The sequence below is a fragment of the Alkaliphilus sp. B6464 genome, from assembly GCF_018141165.1.
GTDB lineage: Bacteria > Bacillota > Clostridia > Peptostreptococcales > Natronincolaceae > Alkaliphilus_B.
On the sequence record NZ_CP058557.1, the window covers coordinates 2,378,345 to 2,398,594 of the forward strand.

Annotated in this window: 22 protein-coding genes; 20 read left to right on the forward strand and 2 right to left on the reverse strand. The window is 31.9% G+C overall.

What is annotated here, in order from left to right; genetic code table 11:
• The 16 genes from HYG84_RS11860 to sdaAA all read left to right on the forward strand — a co-directional run bounded on the left by HYG84_RS11860 (nucleotide 1) and on the right by sdaAA (nucleotide 11,572).
• Nucleotides 1-1,503, forward strand: coding sequence for an Rne/Rng family ribonuclease (locus HYG84_RS11860; RefSeq protein WP_212377418.1), 1,503 nt, complete (start codon nucleotides 1-3; stop codon nucleotides 1,501-1,503).
• A 117-nt stretch (nucleotides 1,504-1,620) separates the two neighbouring features.
• The gene (gene rplU / locus HYG84_RS11865) at nucleotides 1,621-1,932 is read left to right on the forward strand and encodes a 50S ribosomal protein L21 (RefSeq protein ID WP_212377420.1); all 312 of its coding nucleotides are present in this window, start codon (nucleotides 1,621-1,623) and stop codon (nucleotides 1,930-1,932) included.
• Between the two features lie 13 nt (nucleotides 1,933-1,945).
• The gene (locus tag HYG84_RS11870; protein ID WP_212377422.1) at nucleotides 1,946-2,278 is read left to right on the forward strand and encodes a ribosomal-processing cysteine protease Prp; all 333 of its coding nucleotides are present in this window, start codon (nucleotides 1,946-1,948) and stop codon (nucleotides 2,276-2,278) included.
• A gap of 3 nt (nucleotides 2,279-2,281) precedes the next feature.
• Nucleotides 2,282-2,584, forward strand: a complete 303-nt coding sequence (rpmA, locus tag HYG84_RS11875) for a 50S ribosomal protein L27 (RefSeq protein ID WP_212377425.1) — start codon at nucleotides 2,282-2,284, stop codon at nucleotides 2,582-2,584.
• A gap of 236 nt (nucleotides 2,585-2,820) precedes the next feature.
• Nucleotides 2,821-4,104, forward strand: a complete 1,284-nt coding sequence (gene obgE / locus HYG84_RS11880) for a GTPase ObgE (protein WP_212377427.1) — start codon at nucleotides 2,821-2,823, stop codon at nucleotides 4,102-4,104.
• A 58-nt stretch (nucleotides 4,105-4,162) separates the two neighbouring features.
• Nucleotides 4,163-4,309 (forward strand): hypothetical protein, encoded by a 147-nt coding sequence (locus HYG84_RS11885; RefSeq protein WP_249168606.1) that lies wholly within the window; start codon nucleotides 4,163-4,165, stop codon nucleotides 4,307-4,309.
• 12 nt (nucleotides 4,310-4,321) lie between these two features.
• Entirely contained in the window at nucleotides 4,322-4,618 is a 297-nt protein-coding gene (locus HYG84_RS11890; protein ID WP_212377431.1) for a YhbY family RNA-binding protein, read from the forward strand.
• Nucleotides 4,619-4,676: 58 nt separating this feature from the next.
• Nucleotides 4,677-5,324 carry a nicotinate-nucleotide adenylyltransferase gene (nadD, locus tag HYG84_RS11895; RefSeq protein WP_249168607.1) on the forward strand — a complete coding sequence of 216 codons (648 nt, stop codon included), beginning with the start codon at nucleotides 4,677-4,679 and terminating at the stop codon, nucleotides 5,322-5,324.
• Nucleotides 5,325-5,336: 12 nt separating this feature from the next.
• The gene (gene yqeK, locus HYG84_RS11900) at nucleotides 5,337-5,912 is read left to right on the forward strand and encodes a bis(5'-nucleosyl)-tetraphosphatase (symmetrical) YqeK (protein WP_212377433.1); all 576 of its coding nucleotides are present in this window, start codon (nucleotides 5,337-5,339) and stop codon (nucleotides 5,910-5,912) included.
• A gap of 47 nt (nucleotides 5,913-5,959) precedes the next feature.
• Entirely contained in the window at nucleotides 5,960-7,165 is a 1,206-nt protein-coding gene (locus tag HYG84_RS11905) for an LCP family protein (RefSeq protein ID WP_212377435.1), read from the forward strand.
• 181 nt (nucleotides 7,166-7,346) lie between these two features.
• On the forward strand, nucleotides 7,347-8,348 hold the full coding sequence (locus tag HYG84_RS11910) for a calcium/sodium antiporter (protein ID WP_212377437.1): 1,002 nt from the start codon (nucleotides 7,347-7,349) through the stop codon (nucleotides 8,346-8,348).
• 21 nt (nucleotides 8,349-8,369) lie between these two features.
• Complete coding sequence (rsfS, locus tag HYG84_RS11915; RefSeq protein ID WP_212377438.1) at nucleotides 8,370-8,723, forward strand: ribosome silencing factor; 354 nt, start codon at nucleotides 8,370-8,372, stop codon at nucleotides 8,721-8,723.
• 138 nt (nucleotides 8,724-8,861) lie between these two features.
• Nucleotides 8,862-9,509, forward strand: a complete 648-nt coding sequence (locus HYG84_RS11920; RefSeq protein ID WP_212377440.1) for a helix-turn-helix transcriptional regulator — start codon at nucleotides 8,862-8,864, stop codon at nucleotides 9,507-9,509.
• Nucleotides 9,510-9,524: 15 nt separating this feature from the next.
• Entirely contained in the window at nucleotides 9,525-9,902 is a 378-nt protein-coding gene (locus HYG84_RS11925; protein WP_334301098.1) for a RidA family protein, read from the forward strand.
• A 101-nt stretch (nucleotides 9,903-10,003) separates the two neighbouring features.
• Entirely contained in the window at nucleotides 10,004-10,675 is a 672-nt protein-coding gene (gene sdaAB, locus HYG84_RS11930; RefSeq protein WP_212377444.1) for an L-serine ammonia-lyase, iron-sulfur-dependent subunit beta, read from the forward strand.
• A gap of 21 nt (nucleotides 10,676-10,696) precedes the next feature.
• Nucleotides 10,697-11,572 carry an L-serine ammonia-lyase, iron-sulfur-dependent, subunit alpha gene (sdaAA, locus tag HYG84_RS11935; protein WP_212377446.1) on the forward strand — a complete coding sequence of 292 codons (876 nt, stop codon included), beginning with the start codon at nucleotides 10,697-10,699 and terminating at the stop codon, nucleotides 11,570-11,572.
• Nucleotides 11,573-11,612: 40 nt separating this feature from the next.
• On the opposite strand, the gene HYG84_RS11940 is transcribed toward sdaAA, so the two are convergent.
• On the reverse strand, nucleotides 11,613-12,932 hold the full coding sequence (locus HYG84_RS11940; protein WP_212377448.1) for a D-alanyl-D-alanine carboxypeptidase family protein: 1,320 nt from the start codon (nucleotides 12,930-12,932) through the stop codon (nucleotides 11,613-11,615).
• 180 nt (nucleotides 12,933-13,112) lie between these two features.
• Between HYG84_RS11940 and HYG84_RS11945 the strand changes: the two genes are divergently transcribed.
• Both HYG84_RS11945 and selD read left to right on the forward strand, forming a co-directional pair.
• Complete coding sequence (locus tag HYG84_RS11945) at nucleotides 13,113-13,754, forward strand: helix-hairpin-helix domain-containing protein (RefSeq protein WP_212377451.1); 642 nt, start codon at nucleotides 13,113-13,115, stop codon at nucleotides 13,752-13,754.
• A gap of 101 nt (nucleotides 13,755-13,855) precedes the next feature.
• Nucleotides 13,856-14,896, forward strand: coding sequence for a selenide, water dikinase SelD (gene selD / locus HYG84_RS11950; RefSeq protein WP_212377452.1), 1,041 nt, complete (start codon nucleotides 13,856-13,858; stop codon nucleotides 14,894-14,896).
• Between the two features lie 66 nt (nucleotides 14,897-14,962).
• Here the strand turns inward: selD and HYG84_RS11955 are convergent, their stop codons facing one another.
• Nucleotides 14,963-16,360, reverse strand: a complete 1,398-nt coding sequence (locus HYG84_RS11955) for an alanine/glycine:cation symporter family protein (protein ID WP_212377455.1) — start codon at nucleotides 16,358-16,360, stop codon at nucleotides 14,963-14,965.
• 541 nt (nucleotides 16,361-16,901) lie between these two features.
• On the opposite strand from HYG84_RS11955, the gene selA reads away from it, so the two are divergent.
• Nucleotides 16,902-18,305, forward strand: coding sequence for an L-seryl-tRNA(Sec) selenium transferase (selA, locus tag HYG84_RS11960; RefSeq protein WP_212377458.1), 1,404 nt, complete (start codon nucleotides 16,902-16,904; stop codon nucleotides 18,303-18,305).
• 16 nt (nucleotides 18,306-18,321) lie between these two features.
• On the forward strand, nucleotides 18,322-20,217 hold the full coding sequence (gene selB, locus HYG84_RS11965) for a selenocysteine-specific translation elongation factor (protein WP_212377461.1): 1,896 nt from the start codon (nucleotides 18,322-18,324) through the stop codon (nucleotides 20,215-20,217).
• Nucleotides 20,218-20,250: the final 33 nt, after the last annotated feature.

Sequence of the window (20,250 nt, forward strand, 5' to 3'; positions counted from 1 at the left end):
ATGAACCAAATTATAGTTGATGTTGGGATTAATGAGAATAGACTAGCACTAGTGGAAGATGAAGAGCTAGTTGAACTATATATAGAAAGACAAAATAATAAACGTATAGTTGGCAATATTTATAAAGGTAGAGTGGTTAATGTTCTTCCAGGAATGCAAGCCGCCTTTGTTGATATTGGATTAGAAAAAAATTGTTTTCTTTATGTTAAAGATGCTCTAGGCCAAGAATTTTTTAATAAGGATGAAGATCAATATAATGACATATCGATAAAAGATGTTGTTAAGCAGGGTCAAGAAATAATAGTACAGGTAATTAAAGAGCCAATTGCTAGCAAAGGTGCTAGAGTAACTACAAATATAACATTACCTGGAAGATATCTAGTTTTAATGCCACATACTACATATGTTGGTGTATCTAGAAAAATAAGTTGTTCAGACGAACGAAGCCGATTAAAGGAAGAAATTGAAGAATTGAAACCAGATAATATGGGCATAATTGTTAGAACTGTGGCTGAAGGAAAAAACAAAGATGATTTTAAGGAAGATATAAAGTTTTTACTAAAACTATGGCAGAAGATTGAGAAAGAAAAAAAATTAGGTTTTGCTCCAAGAGTGATATATAAGGATTTTGATTTGATAAATAAAACGATCCGTGACACCTTTAGTAAGAATATAGATAAATTTATTATAAATGATCCTGATGAATATAAAAGTGCTATGGAACTAGTTGAACTATTATCGCCACATTTGAAGGATAGAATTTCTTATTTCGACGAAACTACTGACATATTCGGATATTATAAGATAGAGTCTCAGGTTAACAAGTCATTAAATAGAACAATATGGCTAAAAAGTGGTGGTTATATTGTGCTGGATAGCACGGAAGCTCTTACAGTTATAGATGTAAATACAGGTAAGTATGTAGGGAGTATTGATTTAGAGGATACAGTTTTGAATACTAATCTAGAGGCAGCTATTGAAATTGCTAAACAATTAAGATTGCGGGATATAGGTGGAATTATCATAATTGACTTTATAGATATGACAAATGAAGAAGATGATCAAAAGGTATTGGATGCCCTAGAAAAAGCTTTAAATAAAGATCGGACTAAAAGTAAGGTTTTAGGAATGACAGAATTAGGATTAGTCGAAATGACAAGAAAAAAGGTTAGGCAAAGACTAGAATCATTATTACAAAAAAAATGTCCATGTTGTGATGGAACAGGTAGATTATTAAATGAATACACATTATTACATAAGTTTGAAAAGGAAATGACTAGAATTAGCGTACACACTAATTCTCAAGCTGTTGTATTTGAAGTTCATCCAACGGTTTCACAGATTTTCAAACAGGAAGATGGAGTAGTAAAAGAAATAGAAAACAAAACTGATTTAAAATCATTTGTACTTTCTAACCCATTTTTACACTACAATGACATAGTAGTAAAGGCCATGGGGAACATTCAAACTATAAATAAGCTAATAGATGAAATTGACAGCTAAATAGTTGACACTGCAATAACAATATGATAATATATATATCTGTAAGTAGCCGCACGAATCGGGTTTTAAACGTTAGTACCTAGTATTCGGCGAGTTTGGGTCAGGGAGGTGTAATTTATGTACGCAATTATTGAAACAGGTGGAAAACAATACAGAGTTCAAGAAGGAGATACACTATTTGTTGAAAAATTAGAGGCTAATCAAGGTGATGTAGTTACTATTGATAGTGTATTAGCAGTTTCAAAAGACGGTAAATTAACTGTTGGTAGTCCAGTAGTTAATGGCGCTAAAGTTGAAGCTAAGGTTGTTGAACAAGGAAAAGGTAAGAAGATCATCGTTTTCAAATATAAGCCAAAGAAGGACTATAGAAGAAAACAAGGTCATCGTCAACCTTACACAAAATTAGTGATTGAAAAAATTAATGCTTAGGATATAATAATTTATGATTTCAATCTCTATTTATCGTAATGCTAAAAAAAATATTGAGCAATTTATAGTACAAGGACATGCCTATGCGGCTGACCCAGGTCAGGATATTGTTTGTGCAGCTGTTTCTGTATTAAGTCAAACTACAGTATTAGCACTTCATGAAATAGCCCATGTAGCTATTGAATATGAAATTGAAAATGGTTACCTAAAATGTAAGTTGCCAATGAATTTAATGGAAAAAGAGCTATACGAGACAAAGCTTTTAATTGATACAATGCTTTTAGGATTAAATAATATCCGAGAAAGCTATCCACAATATGTTGAGATTCATGACAAGGAGGTGTAAGTCATGCTATTTAGAATAGACCTTCAGTTATTCGCGAGTAAAAAAGGGGTAGGTAGCTCCAAAAACGGTCGTGATAGTATTGCAAAAAGACTAGGTGTAAAAAGAGCAGATGGACAGTTCGTTACAGCTGGTAATATTTTAGTAAGACAAAGAGGAACAAAAATTCATCCTGGTATTAATGTAGGCAAAGGATCAGATGATACTCTTTTTGCAATGGTAGATGGTGTTGTTAAGTTCGAAAGAAAAGGTAAAGATAAAAAACAGGTAAGTATTTATCCAAGAGAAAATACTGTAGCTGCTAACTAGTAGAAAACCGCCAAGGGCGGTTTTTTTATTGATCTATATTATAGTATATACCAGCAGTAAAAAGAAAATTTATGTGTTTTGTTTAATTGCTAGCTGGTTATACTAAATGTAGTTGACATCAGTATTAATACTGATATAATAAAATGGTAAAATAGTGAAAAGTGTGTGTAATTATATGTTGCTATAATCATAGTATTTTATAAAAACATGTTATAGCAATAATTAAGGGTGATTATATGTTTATTGATAAAGCTAAAATATATTTAAAGGCAGGTAAAGGCGGAGATGGTGCTGTTGCCTTTAGAAGAGAAATCTATGTTCCAGCAGGTGGTCCTGCAGGTGGAGATGGTGGTAAAGGTGGAGATATTATATTTAAAGTTGATGAGGGCATGAGAACCTTAATGGACTTTAGATATCAGAAACACTACACTGCAACCAATGGTGAAGACGGCAAGAATAAAAATATGTATGGTAAAGATGGAGAAGATCTAATACTTATGGTACCGCCTGGTACCATTGTTAGAGAAGAAAAAACTGGAGAAGTTATTGCAGATTTAACTATAAACAATGATGAAGTAGTTGTAGCAAGAGGAGGAAAAGGTGGGAAGGGTAATAGCCACTTTAAAACAGCAGTTAGACAAGCGCCTAGGTTTGCTATAGGAGGAGAGCGTGGGCAAGAATTTACAGTAATATTGGAATTAAAGTTAATAGCAGATGTAGGACTTGTAGGGTTTCCAAATGTAGGTAAGTCCACGTTTTTATCTGTAGTAACTAGCGCGAAGCCTAAAATAGCTAATTACCATTTTACAACTCTTACACCTAACCTTGGGGTAGTTAGAACTAAATATGGTGATAGTTTTGTTTTAGCTGATATTCCAGGATTAATAGAAGGCGCACATGAAGGTACTGGATTGGGACATGAATTTTTAAGGCATGTTGAGCGTACAAAACTTCTTATTCATGTACTTGATGTAGCAGGTTTAGAAGATAGAGACCCACTAGAAGATTTTGAAAAGATTAATCAAGAACTTTATTTGTACAATGAAAAACTTGCAGAAAAGCCACAAGTTGTGGCAGCTAATAAGACTGATATTCCAGGTGCTGATATTAATTTTGAAAAATTAAAATCTACTCTTAATGAACGTGGTATAGAAGTATTTCCTATTTCAGCGGCTACTAGCCGAGGTCTAGATGAGCTTTTAAACTATGTTTCTAAGAGATTAAAAGAACTAGAGTTATTACAAGAAGAAACAGTTGTAGAAGAAGAAAAAGTATATAGGTATCAAGAGATGGAGGATAAATATCACTTTACAGTTACTAAAGATGATGATGTATATGTTGTAGAAGGTAGGTTTATTGAAAGACTAGTTAACTCTACTAATTTTGACGACATAGACTCTTTAAGCTATTTCCAAAAAGTATTAAGAAATAGGGGAGTTATTGATAAATTAAAAGATGCAGGAGTTTCTGAAGGTGATTTAGTAAAAATGTATAGTGTTGAATTTGAGTATTTTGATTAGAGACGGGGGTCTATAGGGTAGTATGAACTGTATAAACTGTGAAAATTGTAAACAAGGCATGACAACATACTTTTGTTTAGCTAAAAATGATTTTGTAATTAGCACTGATATTAAAGCAGTTGAAAAAGTTCGTTCTGGATGGAAGAAAGGTAATAAGGAGTACGAGGTCCATCGCAGAAAAATAAAACAAGAAGTCGAAGTATAAAGGAGTAGAATGATGCTAACAGGAAAACAAAGAAGTTATTTAAGGAGTATGGCTAATGGAATCAAGCCTATTACTCAAATAGGAAAATCTGGATTAACAGATGCTTTTCTAGAACAACTAGATCTTGCTTTAGATGCAAGGGAGATTGTGAAAGTTACTATTTTGGAAACGAGCTTACTAGATGCTAAGGATACAGCTAATGAAGTAGCACAGAGTGTAAGGGCCGAGTTTGTGCAAGCAATTGGAAATAAGTTTGTTATTTATCGTAAAAATCACAAAAATCCTAAAATAGAGTTACCAAAAGGCTAGTGCTTGTCACTGGCTTTTTTCTTAACCAATTAAATAATAGTATAGGGAGAGTAATAAATTGATTAAAGAATCAAGTTTTAAACCCCCAGTTTTAAAAAAAAATAAAATAGGAATAATGGGAGGAACATTTGATCCGATTCACTTTGGTCATTTATTTATTGCTCAAACAGCTTTAAATAGACTTGAGTTAAATAAGATCATATTTATACCAACTGGAAAACCTCCGCATAAACAACAAAGGTTAATAACAGATAGCTATAATCGTATTGATATGTTAAATTTAGCAACTAAAAGTAATCCCAAATTCGAGATTTCATCTATAGAAATAAATAGAGAGAAAACATCCTATACGATTGATACAATTAAAGAACTACAGCTGTATTATGGAAAGAATACAGATATTTATTTTATTACAGGAACTGATGCATTTATTGGTATAGAGTCCTGGAAGGAATATAAAGAGCTTCTAAGTATAGCTAAGTTTATTGTTATGACTAGGCAAGTATTAAACAGTGAACTATTAGATGAAAAGATTGAACTATTTATTAAGGAATATGGGGCTAATATTACTAAAATAGAAATACCAACTTTAGATATTTCATCAACAGATATTAGGAGAAGAATAAAAGAAGGAAATTCCATAAAATATCTATTGCCTGAAAGCGTAGAAAAGTATATATTAAAAAATAGGTTATATATTGATTAGCGAGGTGTGATAATGGAAGTACATACAATTGAAGAAATTCACCATAAATTAAGACAGAATGTATCTTCACATAGATACACACATACTTTAGGCGTAATAGATGCAGCTATTTATTTAGCAAACAAATATGGTGAAAATGAAGAAGCTGCATATATGGCAGCATTATTACATGATTATGCTAAGGATTTTTCAAAGGAACAATTGGAAGAATATATACGTCAAAATAATTTAGAAGTTGATGAGATTATGGCTAATGCATACCAATTAATTCATGGAAAAGTCGCTGCACATATTGCTAAATGCGAATTTAATATTTACGATGAAAATATATTAAATGCAATAGAGTATCATACAACTGGCAGAAAAAAAATGAGTAAATTAGAGAAAATTATTTACCTAGCGGATTTTATTGAGTTAGGCAGGAATTATATAGGAGTAGAAGAATTAAGAATGATTGCTGAGGAAAACTTAGATGCCGCAGTTTTACAGGCTATAAATAATACTATAAATTACGTTCTATCTATGGGAGGTCTATTGCATACCAATACAGTTGAAGCCAGAAATTCATTATTGTATAGGAATAAATAGCATTAGAGGACTTTTATTGATACAAAGTTAAATAGAAGAGGTGAATTATGGGAAAAAGAAGAAAGCAAAAGCGGAAAATTTTACCGATGGTTATAACTATTGCTATAGTACTACTTATTGGTAGCTTTATTAATATATATCGTGCAAATCCTTTTAATACTAATGGTGATAACGGTGGATGGGGAAATCCACTGCAGTTACTTAGAGGTAAAAAGGAAAGAACTAATATACTTGTTTTTGGAGTAGATTCTTCAAATAAACAAAAAAGTGATACATCCCGATCAGATAGTATTATGCTTGTTACTATAGATCCTAATAAGGAAAAGCCTACAATTATTTCAATCCCAAGAGATACTCGTGTTCAAATTCCTGGCAGAAAAAATTCAGATAAAATAAATCATGCCCATGCCTATGGCGGGCCAGATCTGTTAGTAAAAACTGTGGAACAATTTCTTAATATAAACATTAATTATTATGTGAGGATAAATTACAATGCAGTTATTGAGGTTGTAGATGCTTTGGGTGGTGTTGAAATTGATGTACCAATTAATATGAAGTATAGCGATCCATACGATAATCCACCATTAAAGATAGATATTAAAAAGGGTTTACAAGTACTAGATGGTCAACAGGCAGTACATTTCATGCGTTTTAGAAAAGGATATGTTAATCAAGATTTAGGCAGAATAGAGGCACAGCAGCAATTTGTAAAGGCATTAGTAGATAAGGTGATTTCACCGACAACAATTTTAAAAATTCCTCAACTTGTAGATATTGCATACAAGAATATTGAAACTGATATACCAAAAAGTAAGATGCTTTCTTTAGGAGCTATGGCTTCTTCTATTAATGTTGATAATTTAAATAAAGTTACTTTGCATGGAGTTCCTAAAACAATTAATGGAACATCTTATTATGTAGTGAATGATGAGGACATAATTGAACTAAAAAATACCTATTTAACAGATGAGCAAAGCAGTTCTTCTATAGCTACAGTGGAGGTTTTAAATGGATGTGGAGTTACTGGTATTGCTGGACAATATGCAGATACAGTTAAAGAATATGGATTTGATGTTTCTAGAGTTGATAACTACGAAAAAAACACAATTGATGTATCTTTTATTGAATATGCAAAAGCTTATAAAAAAGAGGCCGAAAATATAAAATCTGAACTTGGTATTAATACATTGATTGAGAAAGATAATGATGAAGCTAATATACGAATTATTATAGGAAAAGACTTAGCTAGATAGTTAAGAGTTTCAAATATTCATTGAAAATATTTAATATTAAACAATATAGTTATTGTTATGATACACGTCTATGGCTTCCTTTAAAACAAAAGGGAGTCATATCTTTCAATCTAGCAAATATATTATTACAGAAGCTTTTTAGAATGTATAGATATGTAAAATGCTAGGGAGGAACATTTCGATGAATATTATTATTGTTTTTTTTATGTTTATTGTAAGTTTGGTAATTATAATTAAAGGGGGAGATTGGTTTGTAGAATCTGCGGTATGGGTAGCTAAGGCAACCGGAATTCCTAATGTGTTAATAGGAGCTACTATAGTAAGTGTTGCAACAACTCTTCCGGAATTATTAGTTTCTTCGATTGCTACATATAATGAATACTACGATATTGCTATAGGAAATGTCGTTGGATCAACAATATGCAATATAGGGTTGATATTAGGATTAGTGGCAGTTTTAACACCTATTAAAATAGAAAGAAAAGGTTTTTTTATAAAAGGAAGCTTCATGTTATTTAGTGCTGCAGTTTTGCTTTTCCTATTAAAGGATACAATAATTACGAGAAAAGAAGGTAGTATACTATTAATCTTATTAGCCATATATATCATATTTAATATAATAGAGCTCAAAATTGAGTCGAAAAATCAATTTGTAACTAATAGAACTAATATAACAAAAAAGAATGAGGCTTTTAAAGTCATAATTAAGTTTGTTGCTGGAGCTATATTAATTGTTATAGGTGCAAAAATATTAGTAGAAAGTGGTTCGGAGATAGCAAGATTTTTAAAAATACCAGAACAGGTTATCAGTCTAACTTTAATTGCTATTGGTACTTCTTTACCTGAACTCATTACAGCTATTAGCTCAATGTTAAAAGGAGAACAGGGAATCTCTGTAGGTAATATTTTAGGGGCGAATACTCTGAACATGTTAATGGTACTTGGGGTTTCTTCTAAAATAGGGAGCAAAGGAATTGTTACTAGCTATCAAAATATTATGCTAGGAGCTAAAATTTACAATATTCCACAAACATTGTATCTAGATATGCCTATGTCTCTTTTAGTGATGTTGATATTGGTCGCTGGAGGTTTATTTTCGAAAAAAATAGGAAGAGCATTAGGGCTATCATTGGTAGTCAGTTATATAATGTATTTAACTGTTTTAGCAAAACTTTTTATGTAATAGTAATATAGGAGGATTTAAATGAAAAAACAACTAATGAGTATTATTTTAAAAATTATGAGTAGCATAGATGATAAATTAGGAGAAAATTCAACAGTTTTAGATCTTAGCAATATTACATCAATATGTGATTATTTTGTTATAGCTAGTGCATCATCTTCGAGACAAGTAAAGGCAATAGTAGATGCGATTGAAGATAAATTATCAAAGGAAGGTTTAACATTAACCCATAAAGAAGGTTATGAATCAGGAAGATGGGTATTATTAGACTATGGTGATATAGTGATACATATTTTTCATGAAGAAGATAGAGAGTTTTATAATTTAGATGGAATTTGGAAAGATGCAAATGAAGTAAATATTGACATCGTCTAAATATTAGAATAGAGTATATAATATACAATAAAAGTGTTATTAATATTTCAATAAAAATTATCTTCAGAGATTTAAGAAAATTTCAACACATGATGAAACTTAGATAATCTATATGAAGAAATAGTTATGGAGGAGATTATGGAAAAAGAAATACATCCAATATTAAAAGGTATTATTCCTCTAATTGATGGTATAGCTGCAACCTTTGGGAAGAACTGTGAAGTAGTTCTGCATGAGATAAATGGTTCTAAAAAATCTATTGTTGCAATACATAATGGACATGTGACTGGTAGGTCCCTAGGTAGTCCAATGCTAGATATAGGAATAAAGGCATTAACTAAAGATGATAATGTAAGTAATATTTTAAATTATAGTAATAAAAGCTCTAATGGGCATATTTTAAAATCATCTACTATGTTTATTAAGGATGGAAATAATAATATTATTGGTTGTTTATGCATTAATATTGATATTTCACAGTTTGTAGTTGCACAAAAAGCATTAGAAGAATTAGTACACACTAACTTAGATGCAGAGGTAAGCCTAGAAGATACTGTTTCAAATAATATAAATGATGTTCTTACAAATATTGTAGCACAAACCTTGGAGGCTACAGGAAAACCTGTTGTTTATATGAATAAGGAAGAAAAGGTAAGTGTTGTGAAAAAATTAAATGATCAAGGTGCATTTTTAATTAAAGGAGCAATTGATTATGTTGCTAAAATTCTCTGTGTATCTAGATATACAGTGTATAATTACCTTGATGAAATAAGAATAAATGAATAGGGAGGAATACAAATGATGAAAATGATAAATACTGATAAGGCACCAGCTGCAATTGGTCCTTATTCCCAAGGGGTAAGAGTGGATAATTTGCTTTTTATCTCTGGACAAATGCCACTAGACCCAAATACAATGGATATTGTACCTGGAACAATTAAAGAGCAGACAGCAAGAGTAATTGAAAATTTAAAGGCAATTTTAGAAGAAGCTGGACTTACCCTCAATAATGTAGTAAAAACTACAGTATTTATTAAAGATATGAATGATTTTGCTAATATCAATGAAGTATATGCTAGCTATTTTACTGAAAATAAACCTGCTAGAGCATGTGTTGAGGTTGCTAGATTACCTAAAGATGTAGGTGTAGAAATAGAAGCTATTGCTGTAATTAAATAGTAAATTCAAAAGTGGTCATACATTGTATGACCACTTAATTGTGTGGATATAATTTTGGATGAAAGAGGAAATATATTATATATTTGTTAGGGGAGAAAGATATGAAAGAGTTTAGTATATTTGATGTTGTAGGACCAAATATGATAGGACCTTCTAGTTCTCATACTGCTGGTGCATGTAGAATAGGAAAGGCAGCCTATAAAATGGCAGGAGAAGATATTAAAAAGGTAACGTTTCTATTACATGGTTCTTTTGCAAAAACTTATCGTGGACATGGAACTGATAAGGCCTTGGTAGGAGGAATATTAGGTTTTGATCCGGTTGATGAGCGAATAAAGTATTCCTTTGACTTAGCTAGAGAAAAAGGGATAGAATTTATATTTCAGGAGGCAGATTTGGGAGAAGTGCATTCTAATACTGTCAAAGTTATTGTTGAGAAAAATGACGGCGAAATAATCGAGCTAATGGGATCTTCAATTGGTGGAGGAAATATTGTAGTAACAGAAATTAATGGTTTGGAAATAGAATTTACTGGAGAATATGATACATTGATTATTTCTCATGTAGACAAACCGGGGGTTATAGCAAAGGTTACTGCAGTTTTAGCACTTTATGATATTAATATTGCTTTTATGAGGGTATATCGTTATAGTAAAGGGCAAAACGCATTTATGATTATAGAAACCGACAATGAGATCAGTCCTGAAATAGTTTCTTACATTAAAAAAACAATACCAGAAGTTCCACAGGCTTATTTAGTGAATATAAAATAGAATAAGGATAGGTGAAACTGAATGAACTTTACAAATGGAAAAGAGTTACTGGATCTATGTAATAAACATAATAAGAAGATTTATGAAGTGATGCTAGCTAAGGAAGTAGAATTATCAGGGTTAAGTGAAGAAGAAATTCGTGACAAAATGAGAGAAAGTCTAGAAATAATGAAATCAGCAGTTAATAGTGGACTTAATGAAGAAGTAAAGTCTCTAAGTGGATTAATAGGTGGAGAAGGTAAAAAGATTAAAAAAAGAAGAGATACTCATAAACCTGTATGTGGATTAGTTATGTCAAAGGCTATTAGTAGTGCTATGGCAGTACTTGAGGTAAATGCAGCAATGGGAAGAATTGTGGCTGCTCCTACAGCGGGATCATGTGGTATAATACCAGGAACCTTAATTACTATGCAGGAGGAATTTGGTTTAGAAGACGAAGATATAATTAATGCACTTATTACAGCAAGTGCCATCGGAATGATAATAACCAAAAATGCCACAGTGGCTGGTGCTGAAGGTGGTTGTCAGGCTGAAACTGGGTCAGCAGCTGGTATGGCAGCTGGAGCAGTTGTAGAGCTTATGGGTGGAACTCCAGAGGCAAGCTTGTCCGCTGCATCTATGTGCATTAAAAATATTTTAGGGCTAGTTTGCGATCCAATAGCAGGACTTGTAGAAGTGCCTTGTCAGACGAGAAATGCAATGGGCGCAGCTAATGCTCTAATATGTGCAGAAATAGCATTGTCTGGAGTATCTAGTATTATTCCTTTTGATGAAGTTGTTGATACTATGTACAAAGTAGGTAGGTCTATTCCTTTTGAATTAAGGGAGACGGCTTTAGGAGGTTTAGCTGACACACCAACTGGTAGAAAAATACAAAAACAGGTATTAGGAGAATAGTAATAAACACCAAGGTATGAAAACTACATACCTTGGTGTTTTATTTAAATATATTTTTATTAAAGCTATATATAGGAGATCTTTTCTTATATGAAAATCTTTTTCTATTTCTTTTTTTAATTCGCAAATATGCAATAAATATTTGCCATAAAACAAATGCACTAATAAATATAACAAAAAACTTGGAAGGTTTTAAAAGTCTAAGTAATATAGGTTGTTCTTCTATGGACTCTTTAGCAATCAAATCTATTTCGCCTATAACTTCGTTGTCTAAAGAGTAGCTGAGTTTTCCTAGCACTTTACCTTGAGTAATCGGTGCTTTAATATCTTCATTTATTGAAATACTTTCTGTAATATTACTTAAGTTTGTATTATTTGGTATTATAGAAAGTTTATCATTTGCAATGGCAATGTTAACATAGTTATCTTTACCATTTTTTACAGGAACTTTAAGTTGGTCAGAATTGTTTCCTGTTAGTGATACTAACTTAAAGTTTGTATGCCCATAGTCAATTAAAGTTCTAGAATCACTATAGACATCTACACCTTCTGCTCCAAGTATAACGGAAATTACACGATGATCTTCTTTAACTCCAGAGCTTATAAGACATTGCTTAGCTGCACCTGTATACCCTGTTTTAATTCCATCGATAATATCATATTTAATATTTATGTACTTTCCATTGTAAAGCATTTGATTTCCAGCACCGGTACCCCATAAAAACTTATTTGTATTGCGATAATATCTAGTTTCTGGTGTTTGTTCTGTCGGCTCAAATGTTAGCATAGGAGTATTTACAATTTCTCTAAAAAGGTCAAAACTCATAGCATGCTTTGCAATCATTGCTAAGTCATAAGCTGTGGTCACGTGGCTCGTATCTGGTAAACCGTGTGGATTGGAGAAATTAGTATTTAAGGCACCAAGTTCTTTGGCACGTTGATTCATCATCTCGACAAACTTTTCTACAGAGCCAGCTACATGAATAGCTAGTGCCTCCGCAGTGTCGTTGGCAGAACGAATCAATAGGGCATGCAAAAGTTCTTTAACTGTAAATGATTCTCCCCTTAGAAGATACATGCTAGAACCATCTACATAAAGATCGTAATCAATAGTAACCCTATCATCTAAGTTGGCATTCTCTAATACTAAAACGGCTGTCATTACCTTAGTAGTACTTGCTGGATAAGCTTGCTGATGAGCATTTTTATCGAACAAAATCTTTCCTGTTTCGTAGTCTATTAGTACCCCATTCGGAGCAGTAATAGCAGGAGCTTCTTGAGCAAAAGTAATATTTGATATAGATGTAACAATAAAAGCTACTAAAGTAAAAATTAATAAGTATCTCCACTTATATTTCATAGTCCCCCTACCCTTCATATAATAAAACTGATTATCTAATATAGTATACCAGAAATTATAAAGAAAATTAAGGAAAAATTATTATTAATAAAAGGGAAAGTTGTAAATAGATAGAAATATAATAACTAAACTCTTATTTTCTGACAATATAATAATTAAATTATTGAAAAGAGGGATTATATGAATTTAGGTAAAAAGCAAAATCTAATAATAGTTATTGCAATTATAGTTATAGTGTTAGGTTTCTCAATTTCTAACTATATAAAGCAGCAAAAAGTCTACGTACTAAGCCGTGAGGAAAAAAAAGATATTTTACATGAGAGTAGTACAGAAAGTGGTAAAGATAGTAGTAGCAATAGAGATGAGATCAATAGTGAGAAGATAGTAGTACATATAGAAGGTGAGGTTGTCAGCCCTGGCGTATATGAATTAGATAAAGACACGAGGGTTTTTGATGTTATTGAAGCAGCTGGAGGATTATTAGAAACAGCAAATCGGAAAAAAATTAATTTAGCTAAAAAAATAGTGGATGAAGAATATATATATATCCCTAGTGAAGGTGATGAAAATGTAGAAATTCCAAATATAACTAATGCACCTATAACGACTAATATTAATAAAAATGAAAGTCTTATAAATATTAACAATGCTAGTATGGCAGAATTAAATAGTCTACCAGGTATAGGAGAAGTATTAGCTAACAGAATAGTAGAATACAGAAGTGAAAAAGGAGATTTTAAATCTGTAGAAGAATTGAAAAACGTAAGTGGAATAGGCGATAAAAAATTTAGCGAAATAAAGGATAAGGTAACTGTAAAATGATAACAGGTTTAAGTATAACAATAAATGATGTATAATATATATGATTTATTATATTATGTAGTTTAGCGATTATGATAGGTATATTAATAAGGAGGATTAGGATGACAAACCCTCAAAGACTTACACAAATGACTGCAAGCTCAGGCTGAGCGGCTAAAATAGGACCAGATGTCCTTGCGCAGGTTCTGTGCAATTTACCAAAAGTAGAAGATAAAAAGCTAATTGTAAGCCTAGATACTTCTGATGACGCAGCTGTATATGAACTTAATGAAGACACAGCTCTAATTCAAACTCTGGACTTTTTTACACCAGTTGTAGATGATCCATATACATATGGACAAATAGCAGCAGCCAACTCATTAAGCGATGTATATGCTATGGGAGGAAAACCACTTATGGCAATGAATATTGTATGTTTTCCAAGCTGCTTAGACCCTAAAGTCCTACAAGAGGTACTGAAAGGTGGGGCAGATAAAATAGTAGAAGCTGGGGCATTATTAGTTGGAGGCCACACTGTTGAGGATAATGAGCCTAAATATGGGCTTTCTGTTACTGGAGTTGTTCATCCTAAAAAAGTATTAGCTAACAGTACGGCTCGAGTGGGAGATTATTTAATACTTACAAAGCCCATTGGTTTAGGAGTACTAAATACAGCTATAAAAGCAGATATTGCTTCTAAAGAGCAATATGATATAGCTGTAAAAGCTATGGTTACATTGAACAAATATGCTTTTGAGGCAATTGAACATGTAAATATTTCTTCCTGTACAGATATTACAGGATTTGGTTTTCTTGGACATGCTTACGAGATGGCAAAGGGGAGTGGAGTATCCTTAGAGATTTACTCAGATAAGATTCCTATATTAAAAGGAGCAAAAGATCTTGCCAGTATGGGTATTATACCGGCTGGTATGTATTCTAACAAAAAGCATATTGAAAAAGATGTAAGAATAGTAGAAAATATAGAAGATGTGATGGAAGATTTACTATATGATCCCCAAACATCTGGAGGATTATTGGTAGCAGTACATGAAGCCGATGTAGAAAAGGCCCTTGAAAGTTTATCTATAAATACAGATATTAACTTTTCTGTTGTCGGAAGAGTTATTTCAAAGAGCGAATATGCTATTTATTTAAAGTAAATAAAAATAATAAAAAAGCGGGTACATTTTATATTAATGTATACCCGTTTTTTATTAGATATAATATTATTTATTAGGAGATTTTGCAAGTGATTTATCAGCAAAGAACTCTTTTGTTAACTTAAACACTACTCCACTTAATCCTAATAGACCTATTAAGTTAGGAATTGCCATTAATCCGTTCATGGTATCAGCTATTTTCCAAATAAGGTCTAAGTTAGCAACAGTTCCAACGAATACTAGTGGTATCCAAAGTATTCTATAGAACTTCTTAACCTTTGGTCCAAATAAATACTCGGCACATTTTTCTCCGTAGTATGCCCAACCTAAAATAGTAGAGAAAGCAAATAGTAAAATACCAATTGCTACTATAATTCCACCAGGTCCAGGAAGACCTTTGTTAAATGCTGCAGTTGTTAATGCGGCACCTGTTAATTGTTCTCCACCAGTATTTGCTGGTAGCCATACGCCAGTAGATAATATAGCTAAAGCAGTTACAGTACAAATAAGGATTGTATCAACAAACACTTCAAAGATTCCCCATAGACCTTGACGTACAGGATGGTCAGTTTTTGCAGCAGCATGGGCGATTGGAGCAGAACCAAGACCGGCTTCATTAGTAAACACTCCACGAGCAATCCCATATCTCATAGCCATCATAACTGCTGCACCTGCAAAACCACCAGTAGCAGCTCTAGCTGAAAATGCATGGCTGAAGATTTCTGCAAAAGCACCTGGAATACCACTTGCATTGAATATAAGAATTAATACACCACCAACTATATAGAACAAAGCCATTAGAGGTACTAATTTTTCAGTAACGGAAGCAATACGGCTTATTCCACCAAGTATAACAAGTGCAGCACCTACTGCTAATACAATACCTGTAACATAGTGAGGAATATTAAAAGTAGCATTAATCGCCTCAGCAACGGAGTTAGATTGAACCATATTACCAATACCAAATGCAGCAAAAGCTCCTAGTATTGCGAATAATGTAGCTAACCATTTTAAATTAAGTCCGTTTCTAATATAGTACATTGGACCTCCTGACCAACTACCATCAGCATTTTTTTCACGATATTGTACAGCTAATACTACTTCAGAAAACTTTGTCATCATACCGAAGAATGCGGAAATCCACATCCAAAATACAGCACCAGGTCCACCAAGGGCAATAGCTGTAGCAACTCCAGCAATATTACCTGTTCCAACTGTAGCAGCTAAAGCCGTTGATACAGCTTGAAAAGGAGTAATATCTCCATCTTCGCCACCTTCTGATTTAACAAAAATTTTCATTAGAGTTTCTTGCATAGCATAGATAAATTTTCTAACTTGGAAAAAATTAGTTTTAAATGTAAAGAAAATACCTGTTCCTACTAATAATACTAGCATATAAGGACCCCAAACTAGTTCATTAAGAAAATCGTTGATTTGCTTTATTGTGCTTAAAAATGCAAACATACACAATCCCCCTCTAAAGTATTTAGATTAATTATTAAAAATGTAAAATAATTATTGAATAGTTTCTTATGAAATATTGTTGAGTATTAAATTTAAGAGATAATATCAATTAATAATAAAAAAATAAATACATAATTAATTAAATATTCAACCAATTAATTGAATATTCTAAAAATAAACACGCCTCCTCAATTCGCATATTTCAATGAAGTTGATAAAAAAATAACAATAACCACATAGGAAACTATTGCAAAATTGCCAGTACATTTTTAATTAGGTATATATTATCACAATAATAAGAAAATTAAAATAGATTTTTACAAAAATTATAATCATTATTATAAAATTGCTTTTTTATTACTTAATTGTTACTTAATAATATGTTATTATGTATTAAATATCGGTGCATACTCTATCTTGATCTTTAAAATAGTATACTAGTATGTAAAATATGTTATAATCTATATATCTATATATCTTATAGAAAGAACATGATAGAAGTAAAAAATCATAAATTTATCATTTTAGGAGTGAATTAGTTATGAGTAAAGGGAAAATACTTAGCACACTACCTTCAGTGGACGAGCTATTAAATCATAAAGAGATTTTAACTTTAGTGCAGGAGGTTCCTCGTAGAGTAGTTGTAAATGAAATACGTAGTAGCATAGAAAATTATAGAAAAAAAATATTACAAATAGATGAAACATCACTAAACACTTTTAAAATAGATATAGAAGAAATTATTTATAATATAATTAGTAATAGTCATAAATTTATGAGAATGAACTTAAGAGAGGTCATAAATGGCACAGGAACCGTATTGCATACTAACTTAGGAAGATCTCTTTTAAGCAATACTATTAAAGATGAAATATGGGATGTAGCTTCTGGATATTCTACACTAGAGATAGATGTTTCAACAGGAAAAAGAGGAAGTCGTTATAGTCATGTTACTGAAATTATAAGATTTTTAACTGGGGCAGAAGATGCCCTAGTTGTTAATAATAACGCAGCAGCGGTCATGCTTGTACTTGGTACAATGGCTAAAAACAAAGAAGTAATTGTATCAAGAGGAGAATTGGTTGAGATAGGAGGATCCTTTAGAGTTCCAGATGTAATGGAGCAAAGTGGTGCTAAACTTGTAGATATTGGGACAACCAATAAAACACATTTATGGGATTATGAAAATGCTATAGGTGAAAATACCGCCGCATTTTTAAAAGTACATACTAGCAATTATAAAATACTAGGGTTTACAGATAGCGTAAATGTTAAAGATTTAGTAGATTTGGGCAAAGAAAATAATGTACCTATAATTGAAGACCTAGGTAGTGGTGTATTAGTAGATTTGCAAAAATATGGTCTAACTCATGAACCTACCGTTCAAGAAAGTGTTGCTGCTGGTGCCGATATAGTTACTTTTAGTGGAGATAAATTATTAGGAGGTCCACAGGCAGGTATAATTGTAGGTAAGAAATGTTTTATTGATAAAATGAAGAAAAACCCATTAACTAGGGCATTTAGAATTGATAAATTGACTATGGCAGCATTAGAGGCAACTTTAAAGCTTTACTTAGATGAAGAAAATGCTATAAAAAATATACCTACTTTAAGAATGCTAACAGAATCACTTGATTCTATTAAAGAAAGGACTAACATATTATATGAAATGATTTCATCTAAAGGATTAGATCTGGAAGTTAATATTAGTGATGATTATTCAGAGGTTGGGGGAGGTTCTTTGCCTATAGAGAAACTACCAACATGTACATTGACACTTAAATCTAAAAGCATTTCAGTGTCGCAGTTAGAAAACAGACTTAGAAAATATAGCAGACCTATTTTTACAAGAGTACAAGATGATAGAGTAATAATTGATTTACGTACAATAAAACAAGAACAATATGAGGCAATAGTACAAGCATTAGTGGAAGTTATGAAATAGGGGGCTTTGGACATAGATGAAAAATGTTGTAATTGGAACTTCAGGACATATTGATCATGGAAAAACTACTTTAATAAGAGCATTAACAGGCCATGAAACAGATCGTTTAAATGAAGAGAAAAAGAGAGGCATATCTATAGAATTAGGTTTTACATATTTTGACTTACCTAGTGGGAAAAGGGCAGGTATTATTGATGTACCCGGACACGAAAAGTTTATTCGAAATATGCTCACTGGAGTTGGAGGCATGGATATTGTTATGTTAGTTGTTGCTGCAGATGAAGGTGTAATGCCCCAAACTAAAGAGCATCTAGATATTCTATCCCTACTTAAAATTAAAAAAGGAATAATTGTAATTACAAAATCAACCTTAGTTGATGATGAATGGCTAGAATTAATTAAAGAAGATATTAAAGAAAAGGTTAAAGGGACCTTTTTAGAGAATGCGGAAATGATAGCCGTAGATTCTGTTAAAGGAGTAGGCATTGATGATTTGGTTAAGAAAATCGATGTACTAACAGATGAAACGGAAAGTAGGGATATTAACGCACCCGTTAGAATGCCTATAGATAGAATATTTACCATTACTGGTTTTGGTACTGTAGTAACTGGAACATTAATGGAAGGGAAAATTTCAGTTGAAGATACATTGGAAATTTTACCGGATAAGATCAAGGTTCGCATACGAAACATACAGGTTCATGGAAAATCCGTTGATATTGCTTATGCTGGACAGAGAGTAGCTATTAATTTAGCTAATACTAAGAAAGAAGATATTGAAAGAGGTCAAATATTGGCTCAAATAAATTCAATGGAACCTACCATGATGATAGATGCGAAGCTAAGCCTATTAAAAGACCTATCAAAACCCATTAAAAACCGTGATCGGATAAGAATATATCACGGCGCTTCTGAAATTCTTGCTAGAGTTACATTGCTGAACCAGGAAGAAGCAAGTGTAGAGGAAAATATTTACGTTCAATTTAGGTTAGAAGAACCAACTACTGTAAAAAAAGGAGATCATTTAGTTATTAGATATTATTCTCCTATGGAGACCTTAGGTGGAGCAGTAGTAATAGATGCTAATCCTAAAAAACATAAGAGGTTCGATGAGGATGTGCTAAAAGATCTAGCTATAAGGGAAGAGGGAAGCCCTCAGGAAATTGTGGAAAAACAAATAGATATCCATAGCAGTGAGTTTCCAGACCTGGCACTTATAGCCAAGTTAACATCCCAGCAAGTAAATAACGTAAAAGAAATACTATCCAACTTAATTAACGAAAATAAAGTATTTATGCTAGGAAATGATAATGTTATTCATACAAAATATTATGAAAAGGTCAAAGAAGAGTTAACATCTATACTTAAATCCTATCATAATAATAATCCTCTTAAGCCAGGTATGTTAAAAGAAGAAGTTAGAAGTAAACTATTTCCTAAAATAAAGAGTAAAATTGTAGATACTTTAATTGATACATTTGTTAAAAATCAAGTTATAAAAATTCAAGGAAAGTTCATGTCATTATATGAGTTTAATATTATATTTACGCCAACTCATGAAAAAATCAAAGCTCAACTTGAGGAAATATATCTAAGGGAACCTTATTCAACACCACGTTTTGAGGATATTATACAAAATATGCAATTTAAAAAAGTAGATATCGAGCAGGTTTTTGATGCTATACTTGGGGATACTTTAGTTAAATTGAACCAAGAAATTGTACTGCATGTTAAGGCATACGAAGATGCTAAATTAAAGTTGGCAGACTATATTAACAAAAATAGTAGCATTACTCTTTCAGAATTTAGAGATATGTTAAATACTAGTAGAAAGTATGCTGTTGCATTGCTTGAGTATTTTGATAACGAAAAATTTACAAAAAGAATAGATGAAAAAAGGATTTTGTATTAATTAAAATAGCAATTATTATTCCAATTAATTAGG

Coding starts and splice junctions, on each gene's coding strand:
- HYG84_RS11940 (WP_212377448.1), bottom strand. CDS start 12,932: ATGAAATATAAGTGGAGATACTTATTAATTTTTACTTTAGTAGCTTTT.
- HYG84_RS11860 (WP_212377418.1), top strand. CDS start 1: ATGAACCAAATTATAGTTGATGTTGGGATTAATGAGAATAGACTAGCA.
- selA (WP_212377458.1), top strand. CDS start 16,902: ATGAGTAAAGGGAAAATACTTAGCACACTACCTTCAGTGGACGAGCTA.
- HYG84_RS11910 (WP_212377437.1), top strand. CDS start 7,347: ATGAATATTATTATTGTTTTTTTTATGTTTATTGTAAGTTTGGTAATT.
- sdaAB (WP_212377444.1), top strand. CDS start 10,004: ATGAAAGAGTTTAGTATATTTGATGTTGTAGGACCAAATATGATAGGA.
- obgE (WP_212377427.1), top strand. CDS start 2,821: ATGTTTATTGATAAAGCTAAAATATATTTAAAGGCAGGTAAAGGCGGA.
- sdaAA (WP_212377446.1), top strand. CDS start 10,697: ATGAACTTTACAAATGGAAAAGAGTTACTGGATCTATGTAATAAACAT.
- HYG84_RS11925 (WP_334301098.1), top strand. CDS start 9,525: ATGAAAATGATAAATACTGATAAGGCACCAGCTGCAATTGGTCCTTAT.
- HYG84_RS11890 (WP_212377431.1), top strand. CDS start 4,322: ATGCTAACAGGAAAACAAAGAAGTTATTTAAGGAGTATGGCTAATGGA.
- HYG84_RS11870 (WP_212377422.1), top strand. CDS start 1,946: ATGATTTCAATCTCTATTTATCGTAATGCTAAAAAAAATATTGAGCAA.
- HYG84_RS11885 (WP_249168606.1), top strand. CDS start 4,163: ATGACAACATACTTTTGTTTAGCTAAAAATGATTTTGTAATTAGCACT.
- yqeK (WP_212377433.1), top strand. CDS start 5,337: ATGGAAGTACATACAATTGAAGAAATTCACCATAAATTAAGACAGAAT.
- HYG84_RS11945 (WP_212377451.1), top strand. CDS start 13,113: ATGAATTTAGGTAAAAAGCAAAATCTAATAATAGTTATTGCAATTATA.
- rpmA (WP_212377425.1), top strand. CDS start 2,282: ATGCTATTTAGAATAGACCTTCAGTTATTCGCGAGTAAAAAAGGGGTA.
- HYG84_RS11955 (WP_212377455.1), bottom strand. CDS start 16,360: ATGTTTGCATTTTTAAGCACAATAAAGCAAATCAACGATTTTCTTAAT.
- rsfS (WP_212377438.1), top strand. CDS start 8,370: ATGAAAAAACAACTAATGAGTATTATTTTAAAAATTATGAGTAGCATA.
- selB (WP_212377461.1), top strand. CDS start 18,322: ATGAAAAATGTTGTAATTGGAACTTCAGGACATATTGATCATGGAAAA.
- rplU (WP_212377420.1), top strand. CDS start 1,621: ATGTACGCAATTATTGAAACAGGTGGAAAACAATACAGAGTTCAAGAA.
- HYG84_RS11920 (WP_212377440.1), top strand. CDS start 8,862: ATGGAAAAAGAAATACATCCAATATTAAAAGGTATTATTCCTCTAATT.
- HYG84_RS11905 (WP_212377435.1), top strand. CDS start 5,960: ATGGGAAAAAGAAGAAAGCAAAAGCGGAAAATTTTACCGATGGTTATA.